18 protein-coding genes are annotated in these 22,565 nt (G+C 44.5%); 6 read left to right on the top strand and 12 right to left on the bottom strand.

Annotated elements, in window-relative coordinates; all coding sequences use genetic code 11:
- Positions 1-32 precede the first annotated feature (32 nt).
- The 5 genes from GSF13_RS08240 to GSF13_RS08220 all read right to left on the bottom strand — a co-directional run bounded on the left by GSF13_RS08240 (position 33) and on the right by GSF13_RS08220 (position 8,010).
- Entirely contained in the window at positions 33-1,382 is a 1,350-nt protein-coding gene (locus GSF13_RS08240) for a type II toxin-antitoxin system HipA family toxin (RefSeq protein ID WP_211867838.1), read from the bottom strand.
- Positions 1,372-1,662 carry a helix-turn-helix transcriptional regulator gene (locus GSF13_RS08235; RefSeq protein WP_010605716.1) on the bottom strand — a complete coding sequence of 97 codons (291 nt, stop codon included), beginning with the start codon at positions 1,660-1,662 and terminating at the stop codon, positions 1,372-1,374. The genes GSF13_RS08240 and GSF13_RS08235 overlap by 11 nt, the downstream gene beginning before the upstream one ends.
- A 326-nt stretch (positions 1,663-1,988) precedes the next feature.
- Entirely contained in the window at positions 1,989-3,872 is a 1,884-nt protein-coding gene (locus GSF13_RS08230) for a hypothetical protein (protein ID WP_211867836.1), read from the bottom strand.
- A 137-nt stretch (positions 3,873-4,009) separates the two neighbouring features.
- Positions 4,010-6,442, bottom strand: coding sequence for a DUF2309 domain-containing protein (locus tag GSF13_RS08225; protein WP_211867835.1), 2,433 nt, complete (start codon positions 6,440-6,442; stop codon positions 4,010-4,012).
- On the bottom strand, positions 6,442-8,010 hold the full coding sequence (locus GSF13_RS08220; protein WP_211867833.1) for an NADH-quinone oxidoreductase subunit L: 1,569 nt from the start codon (positions 8,008-8,010) through the stop codon (positions 6,442-6,444). The genes GSF13_RS08225 and GSF13_RS08220 overlap by 1 nt, the downstream gene beginning before the upstream one ends.
- Before the next feature lie 110 nt (positions 8,011-8,120).
- Between GSF13_RS08220 and GSF13_RS08215 the strand changes: the two genes are divergently transcribed.
- Both GSF13_RS08215 and GSF13_RS08210 read left to right on the top strand, forming a co-directional pair.
- Complete coding sequence (locus GSF13_RS08215) at positions 8,121-9,014, top strand: LysR family transcriptional regulator (RefSeq protein WP_010368484.1); 894 nt, start codon at positions 8,121-8,123, stop codon at positions 9,012-9,014.
- Between the two features lie 164 nt (positions 9,015-9,178).
- Positions 9,179-10,798, top strand: a complete 1,620-nt coding sequence (locus tag GSF13_RS08210; protein WP_010605721.1) for a FapA family protein — start codon at positions 9,179-9,181, stop codon at positions 10,796-10,798.
- A 13-nt stretch (positions 10,799-10,811) separates the two neighbouring features.
- Here the strand turns inward: GSF13_RS08210 and mutM are convergent, their stop codons facing one another.
- Entirely contained in the window at positions 10,812-11,621 is an 810-nt protein-coding gene (gene mutM, locus GSF13_RS08205; RefSeq protein WP_211867831.1) for a bifunctional DNA-formamidopyrimidine glycosylase/DNA-(apurinic or apyrimidinic site) lyase, read from the bottom strand.
- A gap of 24 nt (positions 11,622-11,645) precedes the next feature.
- Entirely contained in the window at positions 11,646-12,131 is a 486-nt protein-coding gene (locus GSF13_RS08200) for a hypothetical protein (RefSeq protein WP_211867829.1), read from the bottom strand.
- A 207-nt stretch (positions 12,132-12,338) separates the two neighbouring features.
- On the opposite strand from GSF13_RS08200, the gene GSF13_RS08195 reads away from it, so the two are divergent.
- The 3 genes from GSF13_RS08195 (at position 12,339) to GSF13_RS08185 (ending at position 14,743) form a co-directional block, all read left to right on the top strand.
- Positions 12,339-13,262: a manganese-dependent inorganic pyrophosphatase gene (locus tag GSF13_RS08195; RefSeq protein WP_211867828.1), complete on the top strand. Its 924-nt coding sequence runs from the start codon at positions 12,339-12,341 to the stop codon at positions 13,260-13,262.
- A gap of 35 nt (positions 13,263-13,297) precedes the next feature.
- Positions 13,298-13,978 carry an AraC family transcriptional regulator gene (locus GSF13_RS08190; protein WP_211867826.1) on the top strand — a complete coding sequence of 227 codons (681 nt, stop codon included), beginning with the start codon at positions 13,298-13,300 and terminating at the stop codon, positions 13,976-13,978.
- Positions 13,979-14,041: 63 nt separating this feature from the next.
- On the top strand, positions 14,042-14,743 hold the full coding sequence (locus GSF13_RS08185) for a transglutaminase family protein (protein ID WP_102056124.1): 702 nt from the start codon (positions 14,042-14,044) through the stop codon (positions 14,741-14,743).
- 57 nt (positions 14,744-14,800) lie between these two features.
- Here GSF13_RS08185 and GSF13_RS08180 read toward each other — a convergent pair whose 3' ends face one another.
- Both GSF13_RS08180 and panP read right to left on the bottom strand, forming a co-directional pair.
- Positions 14,801-15,844: a sensor domain-containing diguanylate cyclase gene (locus GSF13_RS08180; protein WP_211867824.1), complete on the bottom strand. Its 1,044-nt coding sequence runs from the start codon at positions 15,842-15,844 to the stop codon at positions 14,801-14,803.
- A gap of 210 nt (positions 15,845-16,054) precedes the next feature.
- Positions 16,055-17,683 (bottom strand): pyridoxal-dependent aspartate 1-decarboxylase PanP, encoded by a 1,629-nt coding sequence (gene panP / locus GSF13_RS08175; RefSeq protein ID WP_174170374.1) that lies wholly within the window; start codon positions 17,681-17,683, stop codon positions 16,055-16,057.
- Positions 17,684-18,142: 459 nt separating this feature from the next.
- On the opposite strand from panP, the gene GSF13_RS08170 reads away from it, so the two are divergent.
- Positions 18,143-20,065: an EAL domain-containing protein gene (locus GSF13_RS08170; protein ID WP_010605729.1), complete on the top strand. Its 1,923-nt coding sequence runs from the start codon at positions 18,143-18,145 to the stop codon at positions 20,063-20,065.
- Positions 20,066-20,108: 43 nt separating this feature from the next.
- On the opposite strand, the gene GSF13_RS08165 is transcribed toward GSF13_RS08170, so the two are convergent.
- From GSF13_RS08165 to GSF13_RS08155, 3 genes are all read right to left on the bottom strand, one after another.
- Positions 20,109-20,774 (bottom strand): methyltransferase domain-containing protein, encoded by a 666-nt coding sequence (locus tag GSF13_RS08165; protein WP_211867822.1) that lies wholly within the window; start codon positions 20,772-20,774, stop codon positions 20,109-20,111.
- A gap of 94 nt (positions 20,775-20,868) precedes the next feature.
- Positions 20,869-21,636 (bottom strand): ABC transporter permease, encoded by a 768-nt coding sequence (locus tag GSF13_RS08160; protein ID WP_010605731.1) that lies wholly within the window; start codon positions 21,634-21,636, stop codon positions 20,869-20,871.
- Between the two features lie 2 nt (positions 21,637-21,638).
- Entirely contained in the window at positions 21,639-22,559 is a 921-nt protein-coding gene (locus GSF13_RS08155; RefSeq protein WP_211867820.1) for an ABC transporter ATP-binding protein, read from the bottom strand.
- Between the last annotated feature and the right edge of the window lie 6 nt (positions 22,560-22,565).

The raw sequence follows: 22,565 nt of genomic DNA, 5'->3' as shown, positions 1-22,565 counted from the left end.
ATTTTTTGTGAATTGAAAAGTTTGTTTTACTGTCATTGAAAAAGCGCTGCATTTTCTTGTTTGCGCTGCTCCAGTGTTTTAGTAATCGCAGATGCTGTCGTTTTACTGATCCCTTGCTGCTGTGCAAGATAAGTAAATTGACTGATGGCTTCTGCAACTTCTTCAATGACTTGCCTTGCATCATGCCAACTCCCATAGCCAGCACTGGTCGCTAGTTTTTGCATCACTTTAAGTGGTGGCGCTGTGCCATAACCTCCGAACGCAGTGGCGTGTTCGTTGAATGGATGTGGGCTGTAAGTAACATCGTAAAAAGGGGCAGGATCCCATTGACCGTCATCCACTTGCAAAAACGCCCAGTTTTTACTGTGGTCGTCTTGATTAGACGACAGCAGGTTAAAAACGGCGCGGCGAAATTGCAGTTGCCCAGCGGCTGGTGATTTACACAACTGACGGCTGGCTTTGATCAAGTCAATGTAATCTAAACTTGGCGTTCTAAAGTCTGCATCCAGCAGCCCGCAAGCGCTGTGCATATGCAGGCGACCTGAACTGCGATTACCGCTTAAATTGGTCTGCTCCGTGACATAATCAAAACGCTTAAGCGCCAACCAGGCAGACGCACCGCTTGTAGTTGGTGCTTCAATGAGTTGCCATTGCGGCGGTTGACACTTAGCAAGTTCTGCCATTTGTAAATAAACCGCCTCACACAAGCCTTCTTCATGGCCGAGCGCTAGATTCTTCGAGGTAAATTTAATCAGCCAAGCCTCATCTCCAGGCTGAGCAAAGGTTCGACAATGCTGAGTTTCCCCAGCAGGCATATAAATCTGCGCTTTTGGCCTTGCCCCACCCGAACTACCACCCGCGACTAATGCAGCCAGCACCTGCTGAGTATGTCCATCTAACTCATCGTGATTATCATCCATATAATCTGACATTGAAGAATCGAACAGCGTTTGCGCTTCTAAGCCTAAAGTAGCTAGATCAATGTCAGCGTTCGTCGTGGTTGAAAACTCTGACACCGGAGAAAAAGACAGCGCTCCCATGCCTTTATCACCGACAAAGGCTAACCTATCCATCGCCGTTAATAGATTAGGCAGGATGCCCCTTTGCCGGAAAATACGATCTTGCAACAGCATGCCCCAGCCATCGGGCAAACAATCTCCAAATACGCCATGTACACCTTGATGCGGCGCTTTAGGTGCGACTTGAACTTGTGTGCTCGACTGCAAAGTAAAAGGTGATAAATTGCCAAACTTCTGCAAATAGCTGTCTGCATACTGAAAAAAAACGCCTTGCCGATTCTGCGCCAAGACCCCTACAGCAACCTGCTCGCCTGAGCTTAACGTACGAGTTACCATGAGTTTTTGAATGGGTTTAAAACTCATCTTTTAGCACCTCATCAATACTCGTGGGTATAGCAGCGCGTTCTTTGCTAGGTTGTGTGAGCTGATAAAGCCTATCCAATGAATCGAGGGTCTGCCATAGCAACAGCAATTGGCGAAATGAAATTTGCCCGGTCAACTCAAACTTCTTAATGGTGGCAGCAGGTACACAGCTTCGCTCAGCCAATGCAGATCGTGACAGTTTTGCCTGCTTTCGTAACTCACGCAAATAAGCCGCATAAGCTTGGCTTACATCGGTATCATCAAGTAAGGTAAAATTCATCCGCAAAGACCAAATGGATATAGTTATATCCATTATAGCGAAATAAAGCAGAAAGTAGATACTATTGTATCCAAAAAATAAATAAAGTGTTGAAAAATCACTCGATAAAGCCCTTCAAAACCTCTATTTTTAAGTCCTAACAGCAGCATAAAAACGGCACTGTTTTTCCGTAGTCATAGCCAAGGAGCACCACTAAGATTTAGTAAAAGCCATAGACAAGTGGTGGGCAGTTTGGTGGGAAAACAGGCATTTTTGAGCGGTTTCTTTTCGGTAAGTTTTTGAGTTTTTAAATGTTTAGATTGCCACCCGAGGGTGGCATTTTCATTTTACTCTTCTTTATTTTCGAGTGCTTCTTCTCGGCGCAGATAGGCGCCGGCTTCATCACTACTTGCACGCAGTTGGTGGTTTTGATCCACCGCTCTCGTTTGCTGATTGAGTTGGTACACTTGTGAGGCATTGCCTAAATCACGCTCGCTGGTAATTGCGGCAATGGATTCTCGGTCTTTTAAGAAGCTAATCACATCTTTACGGATGTCGCTTAGCTGTGCATCGTCTTTATGCATTTCTAAAATATGTCTTGGGTGCTCTAGGTTTTTCATGCCCGTTGCAGCGAAGGTCGTTGATACTATTCTCGACACCACTACCCAAGGGGTAATACTGCTGCGTACTAGCGTATTTTCAGAGCGTGTGGAATCGTGAATGCCAGTACCTGTTGATATTTTAGACTCAGTAAATGTCCCTTCACATTTAAAATAAACCAGCAGAGATTCAAACTGCATCTCGGCATAGAATACGTGTGCAGCATTGGTTAGCATTGATGCAAACGATTTAATCAATAGGCCACTTAGCAGTAAATGTACGGCTACCATAACAACGGCGCTAAATGACGCGATGTTTTCGTCGCTGAAGGCACTAGAAAAATTACTGATATTGGCGCTCGTTACATAGTGGTAAATATCTACTACGGCATAAGCAAAAAAGACGCTTAATCCAAGGGTTACTAGCAGCAGTAAGTTACCACCAAGCAAGGATAAAAACCTAAAGCGTTCAAACGATTTACCTAAATCTAGGGGCAGAACTTTAGGTTGTACTTCTTGGATCATTTCGCCTTTAAAGCCACCTTTACCATCAACTTGTTCTTGCAAGCTGGGATCTAGCTCACGATAAACTCGGTTTGGTACTTCTTTATATCGGCGATTAGCCATCACCAAGTTGTCTAAGTTAATAAATATCTCATTTGGATGTACTGATTCTTGCCAGTTTTCTCTTAACTCAGACACTTCAACCACTGGGTTTACTTTGTCTAAACGCGCTTTAAGCATAACAGCAATAATGGCGCTACAGCCAAGTGCAAGCACGATAACGCCTGTGAGATAAGCCCAAGTATGAAGACTAGGTAACGGCGCAAAAAAGAGCTCAATATCGGCTTTACTTAACTTTCCTTCATCCATGATGTAAGACAAAGTTAGACCTATCAAGATTGGTAGCACAAAAGAGAGCGAAATCACTTTAGTGAGGGTCGCACTCCCCAAAGATTCAATAGCATGTTCCGCTTTGCGTGAAATCGGTTTAGCCGCGCTATACCAGCATGACAAAATATATATCATCAGTAAGGTGCTATAGATTGGAAAAGTCAGCTCCCCAGCATCACCGGCAAAGCCCGACAGCGATACAAACGCCACCACGCCATAAAGCACAAGTGCGGTTAATGTACTCACCCATGCACCAAATAAGCGTTGGCTCATATTTCTGATAGGATAAGGGAGAAAGAGTAATTTAGGTGCAATGCTGTGAAGTAAACGCGATAAGAATCCCTTAGGCTCTACAAAAGTACTATTCTTTCGGCCAATCAACATTTCTTCTAGCGTTTTCGCCGCATAAGCGACATCAGCCTTTTCTTGCTTGGCAGTTGAAGTTTCTGATTTACTGAAGTTATAAGCTAAAGAGGTGGGATGGTTACGACCCACAAAAAAGCGCAGCGTTGCATATATTCCTTTTGCAAGAGAAGTGATCCCAAAGCCTAAAATCAACATGCCAAATAGCATGATGATCCAACCCATACCCGCATCGCTCTTAACGGAGCTGGCGGCAATCACCAGTAATGCAATTCCAGCAATAGTTTGTATTGCACCACGAATAGCTGTGATTTTACCTTCCGTTTTAAATGGGTTTTTAAGCCCTAAATCAATAGAGCCATAATCAAAAGCCACTAGCAGCCTCCTTGTATAAACAGTCCAATGTCGGTGGCTAGGAGGTCGTCTAGTTTACGTAGCGTCCAGCCACACCTTTTAATTTCTGCAATACTCTGCACAATAACTTGTTAAGTTGCAACGAGTTTCGTTTGAATTCAAAGAAGTTCCCACTTCCTGTTATCAAATCGTCTAACTTCGTTACAATTAGGCGAAATAGACAGAAGATAAAGCCACTCGTTTTCTACCAATTGTTTTACAACTGGGTGTGCTGCCATGATTTGCTCTAGTGCTTCGGTTGGTGCTTGTACAATTACGCTCAAACGCTGTGGGGTATGCATCCATTTTTCACCGTTATGAACGGATTGCATTGGCAGGCCAATTCGCAAATCTCCGCCATTGCCTTCAAACACTCCTATTCTCCCCCCCACTACATTATGCAACACCTTGTTACCACTGCCGTATTTGTGGATATCGGTTACCGAAGCGTTATATTGCATATTGATCCAGTTAGTGACGAGCATAGGGGCGGTTAAAATAGCGGTTAACTGACTAAAGTCTTGGTCTTGCTCCGCGCTGTATTCATGCAAAAAGACTCGGCCTTGCAAGTCAATTCCCTGCGTAACTTGTCTCGGCGCGACCACAAATGCTGCATTGTTGGCAAGGCCCCATTCCGGCCTGACTTGAGACCAATCTTTAGTACGGGCTATAAATCGCTGCTCTAATTGCTGCTCGGATAACTCTTTACCAGTTATCGCAAGCGTATGAGCGCGCTCTACTCTAGCCAGACGCGATGCCTGCTTTAACCAGCGGGTCATCTCTGTATCTATTTCGCCATAGGGGGTAATTGTTTCAGTGGTGGTATTATGTAGCGCTGCAACAAAACGGGTTTGCGACGGAATAGCGATGCCTAGCGCGATTAATTCTGCGCGTACCGCTTGGTCATTAAGAAGTTGCGCGAGTACTTTAACATTCACTTCTCCCGATTGGCCGCCACATGCACCACATTGCAGTCCGGCTTCATGTAAATTATTGGTGGTATGTGCTCCGTGGCCAACCAATAGGACTGTATCAGCAAATTCAGTCAGTCCCATCCCTTTTAATATGCCAGCTGCGAGTTTAGCTTGCTCCAAAACAGTAACTTCGTGTTCGCCCTGTTTTAATTGCCACTTTCTTGAATCAATATGACTATCGACGGGATGATGAGTTTTTTGCAGTGAAAACACTTTGCTAAATAGCTGATAAAAGTAACTCATCCCCATCGACTCCACCATCGAAAATGAAGCAGCCGCAGAGTGAGACCAGCTATGCCAACGGCCAGCTTGCTGCCGTTTTGTGGCAAGCTGCTGGGTTGCGGGCGTTTGTATTGCGGTGATTGGTGCTTTTAATAATCCGGGTAACTGTGGCCGACTAAAACGGCAGTTAGTAGCATGATAATCAATAGGTAGGCCAAAAAAACCAGCATAGCCTATGGTTTGAATGCCTGCGTTTTGAGTTTCTAACGCACGGCGGATCACCTCTGAGCGCACATCAATACAAAAAGCCGCTTGTAAGGTTGGTGTAGCTTGCTCACGAGCCTCCTCAGATTTTACCTGCTGAGTCTTTAGCTGCCCCACTAAAGTGACTTGATAACTGAGCTCGAGTGCCCGCTGAAATACCAGGCGCGGCAACAATGCCTTTTTATGTTCAATCACAATCTCAGCAAGTTGCTGCTTTTGCTTGTTCCAATGGTATTGAATACGGGTAAAGGTCGTTGGATGGCGCTCACTCACATAACGCCAAATCACCAGCTCCCACGCCATTCGAATTGCCAGTAGCGCACGCATATCGGAAGCTGGATGCTGGGCAAGATCTGCTTGCCAGCGTTCGTAAGCCGCCCAAGATGCCCAACCATTAATGTCTAGCAGTAGCATGTGCGCATAATCACTCAGCTCATTAAAACCAATCTCTAAGGTGTCGACAGCGAGTGCAATTAAAGACTCAGGAGACGTTGGCAAAGCCTTAAAGTAATCCACTAAGCCCGACTCCCCCATGACGATGCTTATCCCCAAGTCTCGCGATACGGTTTCATGCCAGTGGCGATACAAACAGAGTTTATCCTCACCTTGGGTTTGTTTGAGAATAGGCTGCACCTGCTGATAATGCGCGGCGCAAAATTGGCTAATTTGGTGGCTGATCTCCTCCTGCCAAGGCATCTTATGCTCAGAGCGATAACGGTCAAGTAAGTCCGCTAATGTATGCCAATGTGGCAACTCGCCGCAGTGACTTTTTTTGAGCCAATTAAGTAGCGCATTGGTACTGCGATCCACCGCATAATGTGCCGCAGATTGCTGCAATGCTTGCTCTGAAATCGCCTCTTGCTGCCATTTTTCAAGATAAAATGCCACGGGCATCAGCATTCTAACCTGTGCCAACGCACTCATTTTATTGACCACCGCATCAAAGGGCAGATCGCGCATTCCCCAAAATGGATTCACTGCGATCAATTGATCGAGTGGCCAAGTTGGCGCAATGCGTGTTTCAGCACTCAGGAGTTGTTGCTGTTGCGGCTTAGATAGCTGAGTCTGTTTGTTGTCTTGTGTCTCTATCATTACTTCTGCTCCTCGTGCCCCGCAGCATAGCGATGAATGGCTAGGTGTTTCTGCTTTTTAATACTTGGCAAATGGACGGGCCAAAGTAATATGGTTAATCGCGTCATCCACTCGTCTAAGTACAGGCCGGCATACAACACTCGAGAGAGTTTTTGCACTGTTACCAAATGTGCGCGGTAATAGAGCAAATAATTTACTACGATAAGTACCACTACTAAGCTGAGCAACCAAATATCAGCACCATCGAGTGCTTGCGTTCTAAGATCATTTGGTAGCGCGACCACCAAGTGCAATAGCCACTTTTGCGCACTATAGGCTGCCAATAACACAACGGCTGCGGTGATAATTCTAAAATAGCTACTAGGGGCTTGCGCCTCAAAACGCAGCGCTAGCCACACCGTTAATGCGCCAACCATTAATCCCCAAATACTGATAGGACCTTGATATTCAATAACGACTGCAGCTGCTGTAGTGAGGCCAGTTGCCACGGCAAGTGCAATGAGCCATTGCCACAAGGGCGGTTCAAGCTGGTCGCTCAAGCGACGAGTCAAATCTTCATGGATCCACTGGCTTGAGTTTAAAAATGCGTGGGCTTTGTAGGCTGAATGCGCCAATAAGTGTAGTAACGCTAATTCATATAGCCCCAAAGCACACTCCACTAGCATCAACCCCATTTGTGCACAGGTTGACCAAGCCAAGCGCACTTTTAAACTGATCCGCGTTGTCATGATAAGCGCGGCCAATAATGTCGTTATTCCTGCCACGATCAAGATCAGCCATTTCGCAGCTTCTACGCGTAAAATCAAAGGGCCAAACACCATCACCAAAAAACCACCCAGATTAATGATCCCTGCATGCAGCAGCGCACTTACCGGTGTGGGTGATTCAACCACTTGCATCAACCAGCCATGCACTGGCAGTTGCGCGCATTTTATCAGCGCCACGATTGCGAGTAAGCCAGCTGCTGATTGCTCTAGCACAGTCAGTGTCGTTGAGTGAGTTAAGTAATAGTCGGTGATGTCATTAAGCCGGAGCATGCCAGTGCTGAGGTAGATACAAATGAAAGCCCCCAGCAATGCACTTTCTGCCAAGCGCGCCAAAATAAACTTTTTGTGTGCGGCCAATGCCGCTCTCGGGCGGTTAGGATAAAACAACAGTAGACGGTGTAGGCTCAAACTAATGCCAACCCAAGCCAACCAAAATAGGATTAAGTGATTACTGAGCACCACAATAGTCACGCTCAGTAATGTCGTGAGTAGATAGCGAAAATAGCGGCCCCGGTGTTTTTCACCATGTAAATAGTGAATAGAGTAACGCAGTAAAATAAAGCTCATAAAGCCAATCAATGACACCACGCTAAGCCGTAAAAAGTTTATTTCAAACAGGCTACTGGCAATATCACCTTGTGTTGCCCAACTCCCCCAGCCAAAAGCGATACAAATTGCCACACCAATAGCAAAACCGTTCGCGATACGAAATAACCCAGCGTTACTACGAGACGCTTTGCTCATGAAAGACGCAGCAATCAAAAAGTGTAATAGCAACAACACCACTAAGATATTAATCATCACTTTCTATGCTTCTCACCTAAGTCTTGAATTAGGTCATTATTCCAACCTTTTTAATTTAATAAAAATAGATATAATTTAACTATTCGTTCTGTTTTACTTATATATAGATGAGCCGACTTAATTATCACCACCTTTACTACTTTTGGCAGGTTGCCAAGCTCGGAAACCTGACTCAAGCCGCTAAAGAATTACATGTTTCGCAATCTGCGCTCTCTGCGCAAATCAAACAGTTGGAACATAATGTCGGGGTATCACTATTTGAGCGCGTAGGCCGCAGTCTAATGCTGACCGATCAGGGTAAAAAGGTGTTGAGCTATGCCGATGATATTTTTACCACGGGGCAAGAACTCGAAGCCTTGCTAAGCAAAGGCGTACAGTCAACCACCCACGTAACTATTGGGGTGTTGACCACTCTGTCACGTAACTTTGTAGAAGCTTTTATTAGCCCTTTGATGCGGCGCAGCGATGTGCAATTTAAATTAAAGTCAGGCAGTATTTCTGAGCTGCTCAACGGCTTAACCAATTATGAGCTGGACTTAGTACTTACCAACCGAACAATAAACCTAGATACTTCAGATCCCTATTGGCAGTGCCAACTAGTTGCCAAGCAACCGCTGGCGATCATTGGTCCGCCTGCCCTCAAGCCAAGCACGCCATTTCCACAAGGCTTTGAAAAAACACGCTGGATCTTGCCACCTGCCAACTCAGATTTACGCACCGCATTTAATGCGCTGTGCGCTCAGTATCAGTATTTCCCCAACATTTTGGCAGAGGTCGACGATATGGCGATGATGCGACTACTGGCACGAGATAGTGGCGCAGTGGCCGTTTTACCTGCCGTAGTAGTAAAAGACGAAATAGCCCAAGGGGTGCTACAGCAATATCAGGAACTACCTAATATTTATGAGTATTTTTATGCGATTTCAACACAGAAAAAGGTTGTTCCTGAAGCAATTAAAATCCTGCTGCAAGAAGCGCGAGATAAGCCCGCACATTTTTAAGCACGCTGATTTTTATTCACCTGAAAGTATTAGAAAATCACGATTTATTTCTGTTTTTTAACTTAACCCATATTAACGTAAGAAAATTGGCCTAAGCACTTGACCAATTGATGTTTATTTAGCAAGCTGAAACTATAGGATAAAAATTCGACGAGGCAGTTATCGTGTTCAAGCTTGCGCACAATGGCAATATCTTAATGGATGTGAAGTCTGCTTCACCGCCAAGTGCTGCGTTTGTGATTGAAGCCCTTGAAAAATCACAATTTGCCGACTGTGAAATTGATCACGACTCGATTAATGCCTTTTTCCAGAGCGACTTTCCAGAGAGCCAAATCGTCGTTGCTAAACAACATGATGCCGAATTTGAAGTCACCTTAAGTGACGATAAAATGCAGGCCTTTGGGCAACTTAAAACGGCTCGTGGTGGTAAAGCCGTATCATTAGAAGAGGCAAAAAAAGCCATTGTTAAAGCGGGCGTCAGCCGTGGTTATAAGCAAGCTTACCTAGAAAATATCCTGCGCAAACAGTTTGAACTTCCACCTGGCGAAGAAGCATCTGGATTAATCGCCCAAGGCCGACCACCACAAGACGGCCAGTCAGCAAAATTACTGCCGCATGTACAAACTTTAAAAGAGAGACTCAAACAACCTAGAATGCGTGAAGATGGCACCGTTGACATGCGTGATTTTGGCAAGCTTGCAAGCGTTGCACCGGGCGATTTACTGGTCACTCAAAAGCCCGCAACACCAGGCAAAGAAGGCTTTACAGTTAGCGGTGAAAGTATTGAAGCGAAGCCCGGCGAATCGTTCCAGCTTATGGCGGGTGAAGGCACCGAGATCAACCCCAACAACCCACTAGAGCTTATCGCAACCATTGCAGGTTGCCCCTCAGATATCGCCAACGGTATGCGCGTGGATGATGTATTTACGATTGCCGATGTCACAGTAAAAAGTGGTCATGTCGACTTTAATGGCAGCGTTGTAGTTACCCATAATGTGGAGCCGGGTATGCACGTGACTGCACAAGGCGATATCACAGTGCTCGGCACGGTGGAATCTGGAGAACTTATTGCAGGTGGTCATATTGAGGTACGAGGTGGCGTTATCGGCCACGTCGACCATCAAAATAATGAGCAAGGCTTAACCTGCAAGCTTATCGCCAAAGGCAATATTGAGATTGCCCATGGACAATATACTTACCTTGAAGGCGATAACATTATTATCAATAAGCAGAGTAACCACTGCGATATTAAAGCGCAAAAGCTGATACAAGTTGGCACTGGCGATCATCCAAGTGGCAAGTTAATAGGTGGTTCGATCATAGATGCGCAAATGGTGGTAGCGGGAGAGATTGGCAGTGAATCTGGCGCTAAGATGATGATTTATCTTGCACGCAAAGGCCTTAAAATCACCCAAGAAACCGACACCCTGTTCAAAGAAGTCGCCGCCACCAATGATTCTTTAGATCAACTACAGCAAGCGATTGAAAAAGCAGAGTTAGTAAAAGACGCAGCTAAAAAGCAACAACTCAAAACTAAAATTGGCGCAACACAGATGCACTACTGCCAGCAAGCCGAGCACCTTGAGCAAAAGCTCAGCCAGCTTGATCACGACTTACACGATTTGCTCGACAACACGAAACTTGCGGCAAACAAAGCGCTTCATTCAGGGGTTGAAATTCATATCTTTGATCGCGTGTATAAAACAACCCGCAGTTACCCCCCTTGCTCAGCAACGCTACAAGAAAACCAAGTCAAGATAGACTTTAAAACCGCGGGCTCCTAGCCTGCACTTTGCTCTAGCGCTGACACTTAGCGCAATACACTGTGCTGCGCTGCCCTAGACGTATTTCTTTTAATGGCGTTTCGCAGCTTACGCAACGCTCACCTTTGCGACCATACACAAGTAACTCTTGAGCAAAGTAACCCGGCTTACCATCACTTTGAGCAAAGTCTTTAAGTGTCGTTCCCCCTTGTTTGATAGCTGCACTTAAGGTTTCCTTGATGATCGGTGTCAGTAATTGGTAGCGTTTAAGTGAAATTTTGCCTGCTTCTTTTTTGGGATGGATCCCTGCTTTAAACAAAGATTCATTGGCATAAATATTACCCACACCAACCACCACATGATTATCCATAACAAATTGTTTAATCGGCTGTTTTTTGCCTCTGCTTTTTTCAAATAAGTACTCTGCAGTAAAAAGCTCGGTCAACGGCTCAGGACCCAGCTTTTCAAAAACGCTATGATCTTCGCCTGTACCTTGCCATAAGAAGGCACCAAAGCGACGCGGGTCGTTCAATCTGAGCGACTTACCTGAGGCCAGAATGATCTCCACATGATCATGCTTTTTTAGTGGCTCTTTGCTATCAACAACACGTAAGTTTCCTGACATCCCCAAGTGCAAAATCGCAGTGCCATGCTTGGATTCGATAAGCAAATATTTTGCCCGTCGCTTAACCGCAAGCACCCTCTCACCTTCGAGCAATTGTACTTCCTCTGGTACAGGCCATCTCAGCTTACCATTGTGCACTTTTACGCTTTGGATAATATGTTGCTCTAAATATGGTTGAATGCCTAAACGGCTCACTTCGACTTCTGGTAACTCAGGCATAATTCACTCTATTACTGTGTGGTATTACAATTCTATCGGTAGAAATAATGCTTTGGCTTGCACACTATCAAGCTCAAACCAACGCTGTTGTTGTTTATCAAATAATACAAAGCCATTATCGCTAGGATACAGCTGATAGCTAAGGGGAAGCTCTTGAGTTGCTAGCCAAAACTGCGCTGCGCTCAGCGCTGGCTCCAACTGCTTTGGCGCCTCAACAACCAATAGCTGTAAACTTTGCCACTTGGCAACAAGCGCACCTAAGGCATCTTCACTAAAGCTCTGGTTTGAGCCTTGCGGTAACTCTATACGCCAGCTCGTGCCAATGCGTTCAATTTTATAGCCAGGAAATGCCACAGTTAAGACAAAGCTTTGCTCTGGTAGCACAGCTTGTATCTTTGCTTTGTCGTCACTGGGATTCAATTTATAGTGAAGGCCGTTGAGAAAAAAGATCATCAGTAACATGGAAAAGATCACCACGTTATTCCAGCCCTTACGGCTCATTTGAATCATACCCATCTCCTAAGCGTTTGAGCGGTTAGTGTATAATACTAATTTACATTTATACATGCTCAATTAGCCCTTGCTCACCGAGGCTATTTCGCCTAATTCAACAATCTGTCGTTACCGTCCCCTATCTACGCCAAATTGCGCATTTACACTATTTAAATGACAAGTTATTTTGCTAGAATGTGGGCAAAATTTTAAGGAGTTCCGTCAATGGCAATGTATGTAGTGGGTCATAAGATCCCTGATTCAGATTCAATCTGCGGTGCAATCGCACTTGCTTATTTAAAAAACCAAATTGGTGAAGAAGCAATCCCAACGCGTTTGGGTGAAGTCTCACCGGAGACTCAGTTTATTCTTGACCGTTTTGGTTTTGAAGCACCAGAGCTTAAGATGAGCTATGCTGGCGAAGATGTGTATATCGTTGACCACACTGAAAAAACGCAAGCACCAGACGACATCGATAAAGCAACTGTAGTTGGCGTAGTTGATCACCACAAACTAGGCGACCTTACAACTTCAACACCACTTGAGTGTTGGATCCGCCCTGTTGGCTGTAGTAACACGATTATTAAAATGATGTACGACTTCTACGATGTAGAAATCCCAGCAAATATTGCTGGCATCATGATGTGTGCAATCCTAAGCGACACAGTCATCTTCAAATCACCAACTTGTACTACTGCGGATATCAAATGTGTTGAAGCACTTGCAAAAATCGCGGGTGTTGATGATGCTAAAGAGCTTGGCATGGAAATGTTCAAGGTGAAATCAGCAGTTGAAGGCACACCAATTCGTGACCTGGTCATGCGTGATTTCAAAGACTTTAATATGAATGGCAACCTTGTTGGTATTGGCCAGCTTGAAGTGGTTGATCTTGCTGTATTTGACAAGATCAAAGATGAGCTACATGCCGATATCGCAAAATTAAAAGAAGAAGGTAATCGCCACAGTGTAATGCTGCTACTTACTGATATCATGAAAGAAGGCTCACAAATGCTGATCGCTTCTGATGATGAAGCGATCATCGCAAAAGCATACGACGTTGAGCCTGAAGCTAGCAAAGTATGGTTAGACGGCGTACTGAGCCGTAAAAAGCAAGTTGTACCACCACTGCAAGACGCATTTTCTGGTTAATACTGCTCGCCGAGGCGAAAGTCTCGGCTGTTTTTATGCTGCACCTCACTCCGGGTATATTCGCCTCCTTTGTCAAAGACTTGAATGCCGCGCGCCATTCACATCACCTTATTCAAATCAACCTACCCGTGAGCGACTGTATCGCGCAAGTCGGTGACAAAACGCTATTTGGCCCAAGCGTAATTGCTAGTGGCGTAGAACATAGCTTAAAAATGACCTCAGGCTGGGTGATATTAGTCGAGCCAAAAAGCGTGTATGGCAAGCAACTCCAGAGCAACAGCTGCGCAGCAATCGAGATAAATACCGCACCAAATAGCAATGCCAAGCTTGCCGAGTTAATACGCACAGTAGGACTTACCGAGCTACCAACGACGGATTTAGATCCACGAATTGACCGTGTATTGGCGCAATTAGATGCTTGTTTTAACGCACAAACTTGCCTTAAACCCAGTCACTTCAGCGCAAATACGATTGCCGAGTCACTTTATCTCTCACCAAGTCGCTTTTTACATCTGTTTACGGAGCAAGTGGGGATAGCATGGCGACCTTATGTGCTGTGGCGCAGGCTGATCTGCTCAGTTGTCGCCATACAACAAGGCAACAACCTTACACAAGCAGCCATGCTCGCGGGGTTTGCAGATAGCGCTCATTTGAGCCGAACATTTAAACGGCAGTTTGGCATTACACCGACTGAGGCATTAAAAACACAAACTTAGCCAGTTTATTCAAGCTTAGTTACCTAAGTTGCATCACACTGCTACCAAAATAGGAGCATAACCATGAAGCAATTTTTAGTAACTACCCCTTTAGTTGATTATCAACATTCAGAGATCCAAAGCTTAATAGAAGCAAAAGGTTGGCGGCAGCTTGATGAAATCACAGCAGCGGAGCAAATCTATAACTTCATCAAAGACGACATAGAGTTTGGTTATAGTGAGACAGATACACTAACTGCAAGCCAAGTGCTTAAGCAAGGCTATGGACAATGTAATACCAAAGGAACATTACTGGTCGCATTGCTAAGGGCTTGTGATATTCCCACCCGAGTTCATGGGTTTGAGATAGCCAACAGTCTTAAACAAGGGTTAATTCCTACCCTACTGGCGTGGTTTGCTCCAAAAAGTATTATCCATAGTTGGGTTGAAGTTTATCTAGAGGAGCGCTGGGTAGAGCTTGAAGGTTACATAATAGATGACGGCTACCTTAAGCAGGTTCAGCAACAGTTCCCGATGGCAAAAAACTTTACTGGGTTTGGTATTTCTACTCCCTGTTTACAGCAACCCGATAATCGCTTTTCGTTAAATGGTGCATATATTCAAAAACAAAGTATCACACGCGATTTAGGGCTTTATACAAGTCCAGATGCGCTGTATCAGCAACACAAAAATCTAACTGGCATCAAGCAATGGCTCTATGCACACTGCTTTAGACATTGGATAAACCAAAGGGTAAAGCGCGTCAGAGCCGGACGCTTCAACTAACTTGAGCGTGCAATAGCAAATTGGCTGCGATTGTGGTTAGTGTATTCAACGCCACCTCTATTGCGCGGGGATCACGCAGTTGCGGCCTGCAGCTTTGGCTTGATATACCGCGTGATCAACGGCTTTTAATGAATGACCAAAAGGCAAATTGGTATTGACTGCTGCGACCCCAAAGCTTGATGTAATGGTGATCTCCCCTGATGGCGTAGAGATAACCGATTGCTCTATTTCTTGTCGCAGGCGCTCGGCGATCACCATCGCTGAATTTACCGGTGTGTTAGGTAACAGCACAATAAACTCTTCCCCCCCTAAGCGACACATACAGTCTTCTAACCTTAAGGTATTTACACAGATCTCAGCAAAGCTTTTTAACACTAAATCACCGGTTTCATGGCCGTGATTATCGTTGATTTTTTTAAAGTGATCTATGTCTAGCATCATCATACTAAATGGATGGTCAAAGCGTGCATGACGACTGATCTCACGTTTTGCGTTATCCATTAAAAAACGTCGATTACTCAATCCAGTGAGTGGATCTTTAAACGCCATGTCAGTAAGTTGCAGCTGTAACTGCCATAACTCTTTAACCAGTAATCGGCGACTGCAGCAGTCTGCAATCATCTCCGCAAAAGCAATTTCATCTTTGTGCCACATACGTACGCCATTATTCCCTTCACAGCACACCACTCCGTGAGGAATACCATTTTTAAAGATCACCGTATCTAACATGGTCACTATGTGGTTTGGGGTTAAATAACATTCTTTAAATTCGGACGTTCTGGGATCGGCGGCAGCGTCATTCGCATCTATCGATTGACCACTGTTGATTGCTGAAAAATAAGCGGGGAAGTTTTCATATGTTAAGGCTGGCAATTGCACCGGTAACTCGTCACCCTGCCAATCTGTATTAGCAACATTGATAAGCTCAGAAGGTTTGTCAAGATCATCAAACAACCAAACGGAAACCCGAGTGACGTCTAAGATAAGCTTACCTTCATCTAGTAAATCAATCAGGAAGCTTTGAAATGTTCCCGATACATCAAGCTCTTGCGAGCTGAGCCGCCTAAGCCTCTGAGTGACATTGCTAAAGTTCTTCAACATAATACGAAGATTTTATTCTTTTCTGCTAGCATAACGCGCCATAATTTTTAAGCATAGTCTTAAATACTAGAATTAACCTATGTTTTGGAATATTTTCACACGATTATGTAAGAAATAAGAATATAAGTAGAGTAATCCGTAAAGGAGGTAATGCTAAAAGGTAATAAGCCTGAGATTATTAAAGTGGCGCGAGGCCACTTTATTCTTTGATTATTTAATATATTTTGCGAGGTATTTTTTAAATACCGGATCTGACATTGCCAATTGGCGTTGCTCATCCATGATTTCTTTAAGCAAAGACTCTGATGTCAGAGGGTTGGCCAAAACCACTCGAAATACCACCGTGGGTTGGCGGTCGTATCGCTCTGGCGTTAAGCGTGTTCGAGAAACAAAAGAGCGGCCCGCTTCACGCTGACGCTTTTGCATACTCGCAGTAAAACGGTTAAGTGCAGCATAAATCTCTATCTTTTCTTGCTCATCCGCTTGTGCGATTGCCGCTTTTATTTGCTCAGGCACATAGCGGTAAGTCAGCAAACATAGCTCAGGTTCAGAGATCAGCTCAAAATCAGGGGTTTGTTTAATTAGTTCAGCAAAATACCGCGCCTTTTCAATCCCTTTATCAATAAGCATCTCATAGCCTTGACGACCAATGACACGCAGACATGCGTGCACTAACATCGCCATACCAGGACGACTCCCCTCTAAAGTATGACTTCCCAGATCTTTAGAGCCTTTCCGTAAGATGTATTCGGCGTGATGTTCAATTGCATCAGATGCCGCCGGGTCTTTAAATAACACCATACCCGCTCCCATAGGCACGTACATTTGCTTGTGCGCATCTATGGTTATTGAATCTGCTCGCTCCACCCCTTTCAGAAGGTAGCGGTTGTTATTCGATAGTAGTGTTGCCCCACCCCAAGCGGCGTCGACATGAAAGTGGCAATTGAGTTCTTCAGCTAAATCAGCCATCTCTTCTAGAGGGTCAATATTACCCGTTTCGGTCGTCCCAGCAACACCAACCAAAGCCAGTACTTTTATCCCTTGCGCTTCAAGCTCATTAGCTTTAGCTCGCATGGCGTCAACATCAACCTTATTGTTGCCAGCCGTTTTGATTGAAATGAAGTTATCGCGGCCAATACCTAGCACATCTGCGGCCTTACCCAACGAATAATGGCCTCTTTCAGAAACCAATACCGCTAAGCCTCGGTAACCATAATGTAGCATTGCAGCCACAATACCCGATGCACCAATACCTTTAAATTCACCATCCGCTTTTAATAAGCGGTTTCTTGCAATCCAAAGCGCGGTTATATTCGCAATTGTGCCACCCGAACAAAAAGCACCTAGTGACGTTTTTGCGCTGTGCATCCACTTATCGTAGAAAGCATCATCGCTGCCGTAAACCAAGTGATGCATCATTCCCAATACTTGACGTTCAAGCGGAGTAAAGGCTTTTGACGTTTCAATTTTGACTAGGTTCTGATTGAGTCCCACCATCAACTTCGACAGTGGCAACACAAAATGCGGTAAAGCTGAGGTCATATGCCCAATAAAGCTTGGGGCTGCGGTATGCACTGAGTGGGCAACTAATTGCTCCATGATATCTTGCGCATAGTCGGAGACAAACATCGGCACTTCGGGGATCACCGCCGACTGAAAGTCTTTTTCAACTTCGTGCAGTGGCTTTTCAACTGCCGCAATATTCTCATTTAAAAAGCCAGCCAAATTGCTCGAGATTTCTTGCTCGATTCTGCTTAAAGTTGAATCAGGCGCCTCAGGCACGGTAAATATACGCATTAAGCTTTCTTCAGACGCAACGGCGCAACGCTTTGGACCCATCAATACTACCTAAACATCAAACGGTGCAGTAGCTTACCTACCCATTTTAGAGATTGAGTAGATACAAATTGCACAAGAGATTGTGATACATGAAATGGCTAACTTTACTGTAAAGAAAGGGAATTGTCTTCTATTGTCTAGTTAAAATTCATGAAACATTGACAATTTTATGAAAACCCAACGAAAGTTCAGTGAAAAATACCTTAGTTTCTATTTTACATTCTCGTCAAAAATAAGGTATAAAATGGGGACATAAACCCAACAAAACGGTATATTACCGACTTGCTCGCAACAATGCATTTTATTGATCATTGGTGAGGAAATTTTTTGCTTTATTTCTTCTCAAGTCATCAATTTATGTTGTATTGTTTATATTATGTAACAAAGCAGCTGCCACGCTTACGCTAGTTAGGCATTTTGATCGTCGTTAAATCGCGATATTGTGGATAAAGGATTATCATGAATACTCGGAGTATAGCTCAACCCCTCAAAGCTAAATCTAAGCAGCCTACGACAAAAGCAACGCCGCTTTTAGGGCTCACAGGTTATACTTCCCGACTCCCCGTTGCTTGGCTCGTTTTAGCCTCTTTTATCTTTTTAGCTGCCCTATCGATTTATGTTATCGCCAACTATTATGATACGCGTCGCGATATCATGGCGAGGATCGACGCCCAGCTAATCAATGCAGCCACCAGCGCCAACGTCATTGTAGGCAAAAAGTATCACGAGTCACCAGAGCAAATAACCCCAGCCGAGTTTAAACAAAAAAGCCATGCCCTCACCGAGCTTGCCCGTGCTTTAAATGTTGAATACGTCTATACCATGGTGCTTAAACCACCTTACGTGCACTTTACCGCGTCCAGTTACACCCGAGAAGATCTTAAACTCAACCGACTAACACGTTATCAAGATGTTTATTCCGAGGCTTCGATTACCCTAAAAAGCGCCTTTCACTCTACCGAACCTGTGTTTGAAATAGCCAAAGACAAATGGGGCCACTTTAAAAGTGTGTTTATTCCTTTTGTGCTACCCGATGGCACTACTTATATAGCAGGTGCAGACTTAACCATTCACGATTTAGAAAGTCAGTTACAAGAAAGTGTAATGGATGCCGCCATTGACGCTAGTTTCTTCTTTGTGATGTTTTTGGTTGTCGTGAGCTTGTACTTTATGTACTACAAGAAGACCTTAACAACAGATAGCCGCACCGGATTTGGCAACCGTATCGCCCTTGAGCAAGCACTTAAATATTCTAAATCGCAACACCTATGCTTAAGCGTAGTATGGGTGAAGGAGCTTGAGGATATCATTAGCTTCTATGGCACGGAAGTCGGCGATAACGTTATGGCAAAAGTCATGAGCTACTTTAGCGAGTTTACCCATCCGTTTGAGGTTTACCGCCTTACCACCTCTAAAATTGCGCTAGTTACCAGCATCGAAAATGGTGAGCATTATTTGGCGAACTTAACCGAGTCATTCCCTTGTGCAAAACCCATATACGACGCGCCGCATTTATACGTTAATTTGTGTGCGGGTGTTGCTAAAGGCAATTGCGCGTTGTTACTTGAAAATGCCTTTCTCGCGCTACGTCAGGCCCAACAGCAAAATACCCAAGTGTGTTATTTTGATTCTCAGCTGCAAATAAACCCCCAGCAACAATCAAAAAATCTCCACCTCACCCGTTTACTGCAAAGCGCGTGTGAATCAGACCGCATCATTCCTTTTTTTACGCCGCGTAAAGCTTGTCACGACCATGCTGACATTCAGTACCACTGCACGGCACGCGTCCTTAACGAGCGCGGCGCTATCATCGATGCCGAACATTTTTATCCAGTGATGAAGCAACCAAAACTCCGCGCACAAATTAGCATGAAGCTACTTGAGTTATGCATCACCCGTTTTCGTAAATCAAACCATGCTTGGAGCATGCAATTGAGCCACAGTGAAATCGCGGATGCAGAATATTTTGAATATATCAGCCAGATCCTACGCCGTTACCCGCAGCCACAACTTATCACATTTGAGTTTAATGAAACGGATGTGCTAAAAAACTTCAGCGATATGAGCTTAATGATGCAGTCGTTAAAAGCAAAAGGTGCAAATGTTGCAGTAACGGGTGTGAATAGTGGTTTTCTTACCATCAATCGGATCTTAAAACTCCCACTTGATGCCATTTGTTTAGAAGCCAGTATTTGTGAAAACTTGGATGAAGATGAGATGCTGCTGAGCTCCATTGAATATCTTGCAAGTCATTGCAATGCCAAGCGGATCGACTTGATTGTACCCTGTGTTGCCACCAGCAAACAGGCAAAACAATTGGAAGCAGCAGGCGTTGCAAGATTAGAAGGTAGCTGGATAGGCAAAGCAAGCGGCCATCTTTAAGCCGCTTTTATCAATTTGAAGTGTAGATCTGTAATAGGTTAAATTAAAGCGTTACGACGAGGCGGGTACTAGATTGGCCACTTGCCCAATACTTACGTTCAAAGGGTGTAATAGCCTCATCACTTTCGTAGGCTTCCACTGCAACATCAACACCGCTAAGCGCCAAAGCTCTGGCAAACTCTTTTACATAAATATCCCAATTACTGCGCAGCTCCAACTTGCCGCCTAACTTGACGATAAAAGGGAACACCGCGCTACCATGCCAGCGTCTTTGAATATGTTTAGCTTTCGGCCACGGATTAGGATACAGCAAATAATGGTGAGTTGGCTGCCAATCGGCTTCCAGCGCTAATCGCCAAAAGTCATTGAGATCGGCTTGCACCAAAATATATTGGCCTTGTTCTGTTTGTTTATATTCAACATCATGTTTATCTAGTCGATGCGCAGACTTGTCGATGCCAATTACCAACGCATCAGGGTGTCGCTTCGCCAAATTTGCCGTACTTTCACCAACACCACAACATGAGTCCAAAATAATCGGTCCGTTATAGGCCTGTACTCGCGCATTAACCTCATCGAAAGCGCTTTGTGTATGTGCCGCAATGGGTTTTTTAAACTCAGCGGTTAGATGCTTAGTAACGATTTCATCGAGCTTTTCGTGTAGCCCTTGTTGATTAGTGGTGATACTACGAGAGTTTGCTTCTGTCATAACCAGTCATTATTAAGGGGGAATGGTAAGGATTTTACCTGAAATAACGCAAGAGCGCTGCAATTGATAGCAGCGCTCATTCTTTATCCTGCGGTTAGTGTCTTAGCCCAACACCGCGTTTAATTAAGTGCAGTGACAACCAAAATAGACCACATATAAATACACCTAATACCGTAAAGGCAACGCCAATATCAACGTCCGAAACACCTAAAAAGCCAAAACGGAAGGCATTTACCATATAAATGATTGGATTTACCTGTGACACACCTTGCCAAAACTCCGGCAGCAATGTGATTGAGTAAAATACGCCGCCCAGGTAAGTCAGGGGTGTAAGCACAAAAGTCGGAATAATACTAATATCGTCAAAGCTGTTGGCAAACACCGCATTGATCAAACCACCTAATGCAAACACAGCTGACGTTAAAATAACCGTAATAACGATAACCGCTAGATTGTGAATTTGAATATCCACAAAAAACAGACTGACGATAGTAACAATAAGCCCAACGAGCATGCCTCGCGCCATACCACCGCCCATATAGCCAAGTACAATAATATAGTTAGGCACAGGTGCAACGAGTAGTTCTTCAATGCTCTTTTGAAACTTGGTGGAATAAAAACTCGAAGCGACGTTAGAATAGGAGTTGGTGATCACCGACATCATGATTAAGCCAGGTACAATAAACTCCATGTAGCTAAAGCCACCCATATCACCAATGCGCGAGCCGATTAAACTGCCAAATATCACAAAATAAAGTGTCATGGTGATCGCTGGCGGTACTAAGGTTTGCACCCAAATACGTAAAAACCGAATACACTCTTTTATCCAAATACTTTTTAACGCGACGCCATATTTCAACACGATTATGCCCCTCTCCCCTGCTCCAGTAAGCCAACAAACAACTCTTCCAAACGGTTAGCTTTGTTACGCATACTTAATACTTGATTACCTTGCTCTGTGAGTTGTGTGAATACCCCATTGAGCCCTTGCGACTTAGCTACCTCTACCTCAATAGTATGGTCATCTACGGTGGTAAATTGGTAACCATCGAGTGCCACAGGCTGCATGGGCGGCTTAAGATCAAGTACAAACGTTTCTTTATCCAACTTTGAGAGTAATGTCTTGATGGTCGTGTGCTCAACAATCGTGCCTTTATCAATAATCGCAATATTACGGCACAACAGCTCTGCTTCTTCTAAGTAATGCGTTGTGAGTATAATCGTTACGCCTTGCTTATTAATTTCACGCAAAAAATCCCACATAGAACGGCGTAGTTCTATATCCACACCAGCCGTAGGTTCATCTAAAATAAGGAGCTTAGGCTCATGCATCAATGCTCTTGCAATCATCAAGCGACGTTTCATACCGCCGGATAACGTGCGAGCTTGCTTATCTTTTTTATCAAATAATCCCAGCTGCTTGAGATACTTCTCGGCTCGCTGATGGGCAACGTCTCTTGGCACACCATAATAGCCCGCCTGAGTCACTAGAATTTGGTTTAGCGTCTCGAATTGGCTAAAGTTGAACTCCTGTGGTACTAAACCTAAGTTCGACTTAGCGTCTTCCAAATGAGTATCAATACTATGACCAAAAACCTCTACACTGCCTTGGGTCTTATTCACCAGTGAGGCAATAACCCCTATTGTGGTAGATTTACCAGCCCCGTTTGGACCAAGTAGCGCAAAGAAGTCCCCTTCTTGAACTTCGAGATCAATGCCTTTAACGGCTTCGACGCCGTTACTATAAACTTTTTTTAACCCTTTGATGTTCAGTGCTATTGTCATATTTTA

The sequence above is a fragment of the Pseudoalteromonas sp. M8 genome (assembly GCF_018141365.1).
Lineage (GTDB): Bacteria > Pseudomonadota > Gammaproteobacteria > Enterobacterales > Alteromonadaceae > Pseudoalteromonas.
The sequence above is the reverse complement of the archived record's forward strand: the minus strand, read 5'-3'. Positions and strand labels throughout refer to the sequence as shown.